This window comes from Micromonospora sicca (assembly GCF_003172935.1).
Classification (GTDB): Bacteria; Actinomycetota; Actinomycetes; order Mycobacteriales; family Micromonosporaceae; genus Micromonospora; species Micromonospora sicca.
Window position 1 is genome coordinate 1 of the sequence record NZ_QGKS01000359.1, and the last position, 10,034, is coordinate 10,034.

General features: G+C 71.5%; 8 protein-coding genes. 2 read left to right on the top strand and 6 right to left on the bottom strand.

Translation table 11 applies throughout. From position 1 onward, the window contains the following. The 4 genes from DKT69_RS29085 to DKT69_RS29100 form a co-directional block, all read right to left on the bottom strand. Positions 1–1,735 (bottom strand): glycoside hydrolase family 13 protein (locus tag DKT69_RS29085; protein WP_109804659.1); only part of this gene is annotated, 1,735 nt, incomplete at its 3' end. Between the two features lie 218 nt (positions 1,736–1,953). After that, positions 1,954–2,877: a sugar ABC transporter permease gene (locus tag DKT69_RS29090; RefSeq protein WP_109804660.1), complete on the bottom strand. Its 924-nt coding sequence runs from the start codon at positions 2,875–2,877 to the stop codon at positions 1,954–1,956. Then, a complete protein-coding gene (locus tag DKT69_RS29095; protein WP_109804661.1) occupies positions 2,874–4,514 on the bottom strand; it encodes an ABC transporter permease subunit in 1,641 nt (546 codons plus the stop codon). The genes DKT69_RS29090 and DKT69_RS29095 overlap by 4 nt, the downstream gene beginning before the upstream one ends. Further along, positions 4,514–5,764, bottom strand: a complete 1,251-nt coding sequence (locus DKT69_RS29100) for a sugar ABC transporter substrate-binding protein (protein ID WP_109804662.1) — start codon at positions 5,762–5,764, stop codon at positions 4,514–4,516. Before DKT69_RS29100 ends, DKT69_RS29095 begins: the two co-directional genes overlap by 1 nt. Positions 5,765–5,962: 198 nt before the next feature. On the opposite strand from DKT69_RS29100, the gene DKT69_RS29105 reads away from it, so the two are divergent. Together DKT69_RS29105 and DKT69_RS29110 are read left to right on the top strand one after the other, a co-directional pair. Next, positions 5,963–7,042, top strand: coding sequence for a LacI family DNA-binding transcriptional regulator (locus tag DKT69_RS29105; protein WP_109804663.1), 1,080 nt, complete (start codon positions 5,963–5,965; stop codon positions 7,040–7,042). 222 nt (positions 7,043–7,264) lie between these two features. After that, on the top strand, positions 7,265–8,902 hold the full coding sequence (locus DKT69_RS29110) for a glycoside hydrolase family 13 protein (RefSeq protein ID WP_109804664.1): 1,638 nt from the start codon (positions 7,265–7,267) through the stop codon (positions 8,900–8,902). Positions 8,903–9,068: 166 nt separating this feature from the next. On the opposite strand, the gene DKT69_RS29115 is transcribed toward DKT69_RS29110, so the two are convergent. Both DKT69_RS29115 and DKT69_RS29120 read right to left on the bottom strand, forming a co-directional pair. After that, entirely contained in the window at positions 9,069–9,512 is a 444-nt protein-coding gene (locus DKT69_RS29115; protein WP_109804665.1) for a hypothetical protein, read from the bottom strand. A gap of 93 nt (positions 9,513–9,605) precedes the next feature. After that, positions 9,606–10,034: zinc ribbon domain-containing protein (locus DKT69_RS29120; RefSeq protein ID WP_146231242.1), on the bottom strand; the 429-nt coding region annotated here is incomplete at its 5' end.

A 10,034-nucleotide genomic window follows, 5' to 3' on the forward strand; every position in this document is an offset into this window, starting at 1 on the left:
TGGTGTAGTACGTCGTGCCGCTCAGGGTGCCGGGCAGGCCGGTCAGGCGGACCGGGGCGCCGGGCGCGCGGCGGGCCAGCACCAGCACCGAGCCGGTGGGCGCCTCCCGCAGGAAGACCAGGGTGTCCGCGTCCGCGTGCACCCAGCGCAGGCCGCCGTGGCGCAGCGCCCGCTCGCCGCGGCGCAGCGCCAGCAGCGACCGGTACGCGGCGAAGGTCCGCTGGTCCCAGCTCTCCGGCCGGCGCCACGGCATCGGGGTACGCGACCCCTCCCCGTTGGTGCCGGTCAGCCCCAGCTCGTCCCCCGCGAAGATCACCGGGGTGCCCGGCATCGTGGCGAGCAGGCCGGCCGCTACCTCCTGCCGGGCGGCGTCGCCGACCACGGTCCGGATCCGGGCCGAGTCGTGCGAGCCGAGCAGCTGCCACGAGTGCACGTACGCCCGCCAGGAGATCAGCGACCGGTAGGTGTTCATGGTGGCCAGCACCGCACCCGCGTCCCGCCGGGCCACCCCGCCGGGAGTGCCGAGGAAGTTCGGCACCGGGGCGGCACCGTGCCGCAACCAGGACCAGACCGGGTCGGTGAACCCGACGTAGTTCATCGTGCCGTGCCAGCCGTCCCGGTCCAGGTCACCGGTGTGGTCGTGGCCGTGCTCGGCGAGCAGCAGCCCGTCGGGCCGGGTGTCGGCGACCACCTCGCGCAGCAGCCGCGCCACCTCGTGGGTGTACGCGTCCGCGCCCCGGCGGCCGGTCATGTTGGCCACGTCCACCCGCCAGCCGTCCAGGGCGTACGGCGGGCGCAGCCAGCGACGCAGCAGCGAATCCGGGTCGGTGGCGAAGCGGCGACGCAGCTCGGCGCTGCCCCAGTTCAGCTTGGGCAGCGACTTGACCCCGTTCCACGACTCGTAGTCGCCGGTGGCCTCGTCGAAGTAGTACAGCTCCCGCTCGGGTGCGTGCACGTCGGAGGCGGCCCGGGTGAACCACTCGTGCGCCTCACCGGTGTGGTTGCTGGTGATGTCGCCGAGCAGCCGCCAGCCTCGGGCGTGGACCGCGTCGGCGAGCCGGGCCAGCGCGGCGTCGCCGCCGAGCAGCGGGTCGACGGTGTCGAAGCTCGCCGCGTCGTACCGGTGGTTGGAGCGGGCCGGGAAGATCGGGGTGAGGTAGACGGTGTTCACGCCGAGCCGGTCCAGGTGGTCCAGCCGCTCGGTGATGCCGTCCAGGTCGCCGCCGTAGAACTGGTACGGCGTCTCCGGCCCGCGCCCGATGACGGGGGTGTCCCAGTCGCAGGGGATGGCCCAGTCCGGCGCGGTCCGGCCGTCGGCGGCGCCGGAGCGGGCGAACCGGTCCGGGAAGATCTGGTAGATCACCGCGTCCCGGGCCCAGGCCGGCGGCGGGGCGTAGCTGACCAGCTTGAAGTCGCCGCTGTCCGGCACGTCGTGGTCGACCAGGCCGGCGGCGTTCAGCCAGCGGTAGCCCTTCCGGCCGGAGAGCATGAACCGGTAGTTGCTGATTGGGTTGCGGACCTCGACGTCGGCCCGCCACCACACGTCGCCGCCCGCGGTGCGGTCCACGGTGGCCTCGGCGAAGCGCGGCTCACCGTCGCCGGTGGTCCGGACGTGCACCTGGCGTACGTCGGCGTCCTCGGGGACCCGGACGAAGACCGGCACGGTCTGCCCGAGCGCGGGGTCCTGCTCCGGGACGTACCGGGCGGATCCGTCGTGGTGCGGCTGCAGGGACATGGCGGGACCTTTCGCGTCGGTCGGACGGGGAGAGAGGGGTCGCCCGCCGCGGCCGGTCTCCCGGCCGCGGCGGCCAGCCCGTGACTGCTCCGGTGTACGTCGGACGCCGACGCCCTTGCCGCGCAGCTCGCGTGGGGCGCCCGCCGGTAACCCGGCGGCACGCGTGCGGAGTGGCGCCACTCTCCTCACGCACGACGGCGAGCGGCCACCTATCCGATTTATCCCTTGACTGCTCCCGCCGTGAGGCCGGAGACGATGTAGCGCTGGAGAAGCTGGAACACCAGCACCGTGGGGACGGCGGTGAGCAGGGTGCCCGCCGCGAACATCCCGAAGTTGTTGTTGCGCTCACCGGCCACCAGGCCGAACATGCCGACCGCGAGGGTCTTCGACTCGGTGTTGGTGAGGAACACGTTGGCGATCAGGAACTCGTTGATGGTGCCGATGAACGACAGCAGCGCGGTCACCGCCAGGATCGGCGCCACCAACGGCAGCATGATCCGGAAGAAGACCTGGGCGTGCGTGGCGCCGTCCATCGTGGCCGACTCGTCCAGCTCCCGGGGCAGCGTGTCGTAGAAGCCCTTCATCAGCCAGGTGTTCACGCCGAGCGCCCCACCGAGGTAGAGCAGCATCAGCCCCCAGGGAGTGTTGAAGCCGATCGTCGGCCACAGATCGGTCATCGTGGTGAAGATCAGGAAGATCGCCACGATCGCCAGGAACTGCGGGAACATCTGGATCAGCAGCAGCGACAGCAGCCCGACCCGGCGGCCGGAGAAGCGCATCCGGGAGAAGGCGTACGCCGCCATCGCCGAGAGGAAGATCGACAAGAACGCGGCCAGCCCGGCGATGAGCAGCGAGTTGACGAACCAGTGGGCGAACGCGGTCCGGTCGAACAGGTTGGCGAAGTTCTCGAGCGACACCCCACCGGTCGGCACCAGGTCGGTGGAGGAGAGGGTGCCGCGCGGGTTGAGCGCCGCGGAGAGCACGAACAGGATCGGGAAGAGGCTGAACGCCACCGCCAGCACGGCGACCAGGTGCCGCCAGCCGACCTGGCGGAACCAGCGGCTCTTCCGCCTGCCCTTGGCGTTCCGGTTCGCGGCCGGAGCGCCGCCGGTCGCGACCGGGGTACCGGTGAGTGAGGTCACGAGTACACCTCCTCCTGCTTGCGCGTACGCCGGAAGCTGATGGCCGACACGGTCGCCACGATCGCGAAGATGAAGATCGAGATCGCCGCCGCGAAGCCGAACTGGGCGCCCTGGGCGCCGAAGGCCAGGCGGTACGTGTACGTGATCAACAGGTCCGTCGCCCCGACGGTCGGATTGTCGGCCGGGAACGGGCCACCCTCCGTGGTCAGGTAGATCGCGTTGAAGTTGTTGAAGTTGTACGCGAACGACGCGATCAGCAGCGGGGAGAGCGCGACCAGCAGCAGCGGCAGGGTGACCGCCCGGAACGTCTGCCAGGGTGAGGCCCCGTCGACCGAGGTGGCCTCGGTCAGCTCGCGCGGGATCGCCTGCAACGCGCCGGTGGCCACCAGGAACATGTACGGGTAACCCAGCCAGAGCTGCACCAGCAGCACCGCGGCGCGGGCGGACCAGGTCTCGCCGAACCAGTCGACCCCGAGCCCGAACAGGTTGTTGACCAGGCCGAAGTCGGTGTTGAACATGTCCCGCCAGACCAGCAGCATCGCGAACGACGGCATGGCGTACGGGAGGATCAGCAGCACCCGGTAGAGGTTGGTGCCCTTCATCCGGGGCGAGTGCAGGGCGAGCGCGATGGCCATGCCGAGGAGGAAGGTGAGGCCGGTGGAGCCGATCGCGAAGGCGAAGTTCCACACCAGCGTCCCGAAGAACGGCCCGGAGATGTTCGGGTCGGTCAGCACCCGGTTGAAGTTCCGCAGCCCGACGTTGACCTGCCAGCCCTGGGCCAGCCGCTCGCCGTCGGCGGCGACGAAGGAGCCGGTCGCCTCGTCGGCGGTCCAGGTCTTGCCGGTCTCGCTGTCCTTGACGCAGTCGCAGCCCGCGTCGTACGCCCGGATGGCCTTGCCCTCGTAGGCGCGGGACAGGCCGTTGGACCGGATCGCGCCGCCGGAGGTCGGCACCACCAGGTCGGTGATCTCGGGGCTGCGGGCGCTCGCCTGGCCGAAGTTGAGGATGGTGTAGCCGTCGGCGGCGGTGACCTTGCCGGTCGGGCTGACGGTGATCTGGCCGGCGTCGAGCCTGCGCACCCCGGCCGCGTCACCGGCGGAGACCTCCCTGGTCCTCGGGTCGGTGAGCAGGAAGACCAGCGGGCCGGCGGTCGGGTCGCCCTTGGTGGCGATGGAGAGGGAGTACTCGGTGGAGCCGGGGACCTGCTTCACCGAGGAGCTCTGGATCGCGACGATCGCGTCGTCCTTGCTGCCCCGGTGGCCGTCGCCGAAGTTGGTAAAGGCGGTGCTGGCGGTGTAGAGCACCGGGAAGACCTGGAAGGCGATCAGGAAGAGCGTGCCGGGGACCAGGTACTTCGCCGGGATGTGCCGGCGGGTCAGGTAGAGGTAGCACAGACCGGCGGTGGTGACCGCCAGGATGGCCAGCCCGACCCACAGCTCGGCCTCGATGAGCGGGAAGGCCGCCCAGATCGCGATCCCGGCCACCAGGCCGAGCAGGACCACCTTGACGACGAGGCCGGTCGCGGTGATCGGCGCGTGGTTCCGCGCGGTACGGGACTTGCGCGGGAGCCCGGAGCGAACGGGCTCCCGGCCCGGAGCCTGCGTGGCAGGTTCCGGGCCGGACAGCGACGTGCTCATTACTTGATCTGACCCGCGATGGTCTTGCCGGCGGCGGTGATCGTCTTGGCCGGGTCGGCGCCACCGATGACGGCGGCCTCCGCCTTGCCGAACGGGTCCCAGATCGCGGCCATGGCCGGGATCGCCGGGAGCACCTGGCCGTTCCTGCCGGCCTCGGAGAACTTGGCCAGGTCCGGGTCGGTGCCCTTGACCTGGTCGAAGGCGGCGGTCAGCGCCGGCGGGCGCGGCTCGGCCTGGTACAGGGCGACGGCCAGCTCGGGCTTGGTCACGTAGTTGGTGACGAACTCCTGGGCCAGGGCCTTGTTCTTGCCCTTGGCGGCGACGTAGAACGCCTGGACGCCCACGAACGGCTGGGTCTCCTTGCCACCGGCGAAGCCGGGGACCGGGGAGATGTCGTACTTGATGCCGGCCTTCTTGGCGTCGGCGATGGCCCACGGGCCGGAGACCAGGAAGGCGCACTTCTTGCCGGTGAAGGTGGCGATGGAGTTCTCGCCGGTGATGGAGCGCTTCAGCGCACCCTCGCCCTTCTCACCCAGCTTCGCGATCTTCTGGAAGGCCGCGATCGACTCCGGCTTGCCCACGCCCAGGTCCTTGGGGTCGTAGTCGCCGTTGGCCGTGGTGCCGAAGAGGTAGCCACCGCCCGAGGTGTACAGCGGGTAGACGTGGTACGCGTCGCCGTTCTGGCCGGACTGGAGGCAGAGGATCTCGCTGGCCTTCTTCTCGGCCTTCAGCTTCTTGCCGGCGGCGACCAGGTCCTCGATCGTCTTCGGGGCCTCGGGGGCGAGCTCCGTGTTGCGGATGAGGGCGACGTTCTCGGTGGCGTAGGGGACGCCGTAGAGCTGGCCGTTGAAGGTGACGGCCTTGATCGCGGTCTCGTTGAAGCCGCTCTTCTGCTCGGCGGCGAGCTGCACCGGGTCGATGGCGCCGTTCTGCACCAGGTTGCCGATCCAGTCGTGCGCGCCCACCACGACGTCCGGGCCGCTGCCCTGCTGCGAGGCGGTGACGAAGTTGGTCTGCAGGTCCTTGGAGACGGCCTGCACCTCGACGGTCACGCCGTTCTCCTTGCCGAACTCCTCGGCGAACGGCTTGAGGGCGGCGGTCCGCTTGTCGTCGGCCCAGATGACGAGCTTGCCGCTGGCGGCCTTGGGGGATTCCTTGGCGGCCGGCTCGTCCTTGCTGTTGTCGCCGCAGCCGGACGCGGCGAGCGCCAGACCGAGAACGGCGACCACACCCGCGGTACGGATGCGCATCGGTACTCCTGTCGTTGTGGCGGCCCGCCGGGGGAGGGGCGACCCGCCAGTGGAAACGTCGGAAAGTTCTTGCCAACCGGCGCGAGGCTGCCGCGCCGCTGCTGTCCCGTGTTGCGGGGACGTTAGCAAGAGGTTGCAGGGAATGGAAGGGATTGCAGGAGAGTACGCAAGAACTTGCCCTTGAGCTAAAGTGCCGCCATGCGCGCTCGACTGTCCGACATCGCCCAACAGGCCGAAGTCAGCGAGGCCACGGTGTCGCGGGTGCTCAACGACCGCCCCGGCGTGGCCCCCGAGACCCGGCAGGCCGTCCTGACCGCCCTCGATGTGCTCGGCTACGAGCGCCCCGCCCGGCTGCGCAAGCGCAGCGCCGGGCTGGTGGGCCTCGTCGTGCCCGAGCTGGAGAACCCGATCTTCCCGGCGTTCGCCCAGGTCATCGAGTCGACGCTGGCCCAGAGCGGCTTCACTCCGGTGCTCTGCACCCAGACGCCCGGCGGGGTCACCGAGGACGAGTACGTCGAGATGCTGCTGGACCGGCAGGTCTCCGGGATCGTCTTCGTCTCCGGCCTGCACGCCGACACCGCCGCCAACCACGACCGGTACCGCGCGCTGATCGCCCGGCCGCTGCCCGTGGTCATGATCAACGGGTACGCGCCCGGGATCGCCGCCCCCTTCGTCTCCTGCGACGACCGGGAGGCCACCGAGCTGGCGGTGGCCCACCTGGTCGCGCTCGGCCACCGGCGGATCGGCCTGATCACCGGCCCGGACCGGTTCGTGCCGGTGCGGCGCCGGGTGGCCGGCTTCCGGGCGGCGATGCCCCGGCTGGCCGGCGTGCCCGAGGGCGAGCTGGACGAGCTGGCCGAGCTCTCCCTCTTCGGCGTCGAGGGCGGCGAGGCGGCCGCCGGCCGGCTGATCGAGCGCGGCGTCACCGGCATCGTGTGCGGCTCCGACCTGATGGCGCTCGGCGCGATCCGGGCCGCCCGGCAGCGCGGGCTGACCGTCCCCGGCGACGTCTCCGTGGTCGGCTACGACGACTCCCCGCTGATGGCCTTCACCGACCCGCCGCTGACCACCATGCGCCAGCCGGTCGCGGCCATGGCGGTGGCCGCGGTCCGGGCCCTGGTCGACGAGATCAACGGGCACGGTGCGCCGCACTCGGAGTACCTGTTCCGTCCGGAACTGGTGGTCCGCGGCTCCACCGCGGTGGTCCGCCAGCCCGGGGCCACGCCCGCGCCGACGCCGCAGCGCCCGACGCCCCCCGCCCTGGCCGTCCCGGCCTGACCGACCCGGCCCGTCGCCCTTCCGCAATGCGCGGCGGGTCGGCCCGCCCGGCCGCCGGGACGCCGAGATGTGCCGCAACTCGCCCACCGGGCGTCATTCCTTGCGCAAGGAATGCTTGACTCTTGCAACGCCGGCGCGGCATTCTGCTCAGGCAAACGCGCCCACCATCCACGCCCGCGCGGCGTGCCGCCGTCCCGCGCCAGAGAACGGGGATCGTCACCGATGACCGCCGCCACCAACCCCACGCCGCTGACCTCCGACGACGACTGGTGGCGATCCGCGGTCGTCTACCAGGTCTACGTCCGCAGCTTCGCCGACGCCAACGGCGACGGCGTCGGTGACCTCCAGGGCATCCGGGAGCGCCTGCCGTACCTGCGCGACCTCGGGGTGGACGCGCTCTGGCTGACCCCCTTCTACACCTCGCCGCAGATCGACGCCGGCTACGACGTCGCCGACTACCGCGACGTCGACCCGCTCTTCGGCTCGCTCACCGACTTCGACGCGATGATCACCGACGCGCACGCCCTGGGCCTGCGGATCATCGTGGACCTGGTCCCCAACCACACGTCCAGCGCGCACCCGTGGTTCGCCGCGGCCCTGGCCGCCGGCCCCGGCTCGGCCGAGCGCGCGCGCTACCTCTTCGCCGACGGCAAGGGCGAGTCCGGCGAGCTGCCTCCGAACGACTGGGAGAGCATCTTCGGCGGCCCGGCCTGGACCCGGGTGGCGGACGGCCAGTGGTACCTGCACCTGTTCGACCCGGCCCAGCCGGACCTGAACTGGCGCCACCCCGAGGTGCGCGCCGAGTTCGAGGACGTGCTCCGCTTCTGGCTCGACCGGGGCGTGGACGGGTTCCGGATCGACGTCGCCCACGGCATGATCAAGGCCGAGGGCCTGCCGGACGTCGGCTTCAACTCGATGACCACCGGCCAGCGCCAGTCCGAGCTGCTCGGCAAGGGCCGGCTGCCCTACTTCGACCAGGACGAGGTGCACGACATCTACCGCGCCTGGCGGCCGATCCTGGACAGCTACCCGGGCGGCCGGATGGCGGTGGCCGAGGCCTGGGCGGAGACCCCGCAGCGGCTGGCCCGCTACATCGGCCCGGACGAGCTGCACCAGGCATTCAGCTTCGACTTCCTCGACGCCACCTGGTCGGCCGACTCGTTCCGCAAGGTGATCGACACCGCACTGGCCGAGTCGACCATCGTCGGCGCCCCGACCACCTGGGTCCTCTCCAACCACGACCGGCAGCGGCACGTCACCCGGTACGGCGACGGCGAGGTCGGGCTGCGCCGCGCCCGGGCGGCCGCCCTGCTGATGCTGGCCCTGCCCGGCTGCGCGTACGTCTACCAGGGCGAGGAGCTGGGCCTGCCGGAGGTGCTGGACCTCCCCGACGAGCTGCGCCAGGACCCGGCGTTCCTGCGGACCGGGGAGAGCCGGGACGGCTGCCGGGTGCCGATCCCGTGGACCGGCGAGCTGGCCCCGTACGGCTTCGGCCCGGAGGGCAGCGAGCTGAGCTGGCTGCCGGCCCCGGCGACCTGGCGTGCCCTCTCGGTGGCCGCCCAGGCCGGCGTGCCCGGCTCCACGCTGGAGCTCTACCGCGCGGCGCTGCGGATCCGGCACGAACACCCGGCGCTGGCCGGCACCACCGGCGGCGTCACCTGGCTGGAGGCCGAGCCCGGCGTGCTGGCGTTCCACCGGGCCGCCGGGGACACCGTGCTGACCTGCGTGGTCAACATCAGCGGCGCCGAGGTCACGATCGCCGGGTACGGCCGGCCGGTCGTCGCCAGCGCCGACCTCACCGAGCGGGGCGACGGACACGTCCTGCCGGTTGACGCAGCTGCGTGGTTCGAACGGCGCTGAGCCGGGTAACCCGCCATTGACCTGGTCGTCTGTTGTGCCCCGCGCCGACGGGCGGCTGGGCCTACCGACCCCTTGTGGTGGGGGGTGAGGTGGCGCCGGCGCCTCGGGGAGTCCGCTTCCCGCGGCGCCGGTGTCCATCTGGGACGTTCCGCGCCGCTGAGCGCGGTCAGCCACCCTTGCTGGTGAGCAGCTTCGCGATCCGGGCGAACCCGGCGCGCAGCTCGGCCTCGCTCGGCGCGGTGAGCGGCTCCGCCACCGGCTCCTGCTCGGCGGCCAGCTCCAGCTCCTCGTCGATGACGTCCTCGAAGTCGCCGTAGAGGTCGGCCTGGTCGACCTGGGCGGCCTCGTCCTCGGCGGCGATCTGCGCGGCGGCGATCTCGCCCCGGATCTCGTCCGCCGAAAGCGCCGGCAGCAGCGGCTCGACCACCGCCATCAGCTGCTCCTCGGCGACCACCGCCTCGGCCAGGGCGAGCGCGTGCGGCCGCTCGTACGGGCCGCAGACCACCGGCTCCCACTCGTCGGCTTCGCCGAGCGGGCCGAAGGTGATGATCCACGGCAGGCCGAGCATCGGCGAGTCGTCCGGCAGGTCCAGTGTCACGAGAGCGCCCACGCGCTCATCATGGTCGTTCGCGGCGCGGGCGTGGGCCACATTCACCCCAAATGCCGCTTCTTCCCCTGTCGCCCGCATGACATCCGTTTCCTCTCATGAGGCGTTGGTGTGCTCATGATTGGATGTCCTACCTTGCGGTGGGACGGTCCCGGTGTTGCCCGCTTTGGCGGTGCCGGGTTGACGTTTCACAGCCACCGGCCCCGCGAGCGGGGTCTTACGGTCGGCTCCACGTCCGTTTCGCGTCTCCGAGCCACTCCCGGCGACGGTGACCGCCAGGGCGGCCAGGTTCCGTGCGGCATTGACATCCCGGTCCAGGACCAGGCCGCACAGGGTGCAGGTGTAGGTGCGCTCGGACAGGGCGAGTTTGGCTCTCACTACGCCGCAGCTCGAGCAGGTTTTCGAGGACGGATACCAGCGGTCGGCCACCACCAGCCGCCCGCCATTCCATCCCGTCTTGTAGGCCAGTTGCCGCCGCAGTTCGGCGAACCCGGCGAGACATGCGCCGCGCGAGACGCCGGTTGG

Excerpts from the sequence above, each read along its gene's own strand:
- DKT69_RS29100 (WP_109804662.1), bottom strand. The coding sequence starts at position 5,764 with ATGCGCATCCGTACCGCGGGTGTGGTCGCCGTTCTCGGTCTGGCGCTC.
- DKT69_RS29105 (WP_109804663.1), top strand. The coding sequence starts at position 5,963 with ATGCGCGCTCGACTGTCCGACATCGCCCAACAGGCCGAAGTCAGCGAG.
- DKT69_RS29110 (WP_109804664.1), top strand. The coding sequence starts at position 7,265 with ATGACCGCCGCCACCAACCCCACGCCGCTGACCTCCGACGACGACTGG.
- DKT69_RS29095 (WP_109804661.1), bottom strand. The coding sequence starts at position 4,514 with ATGAGCACGTCGCTGTCCGGCCCGGAACCTGCCACGCAGGCTCCGGGC.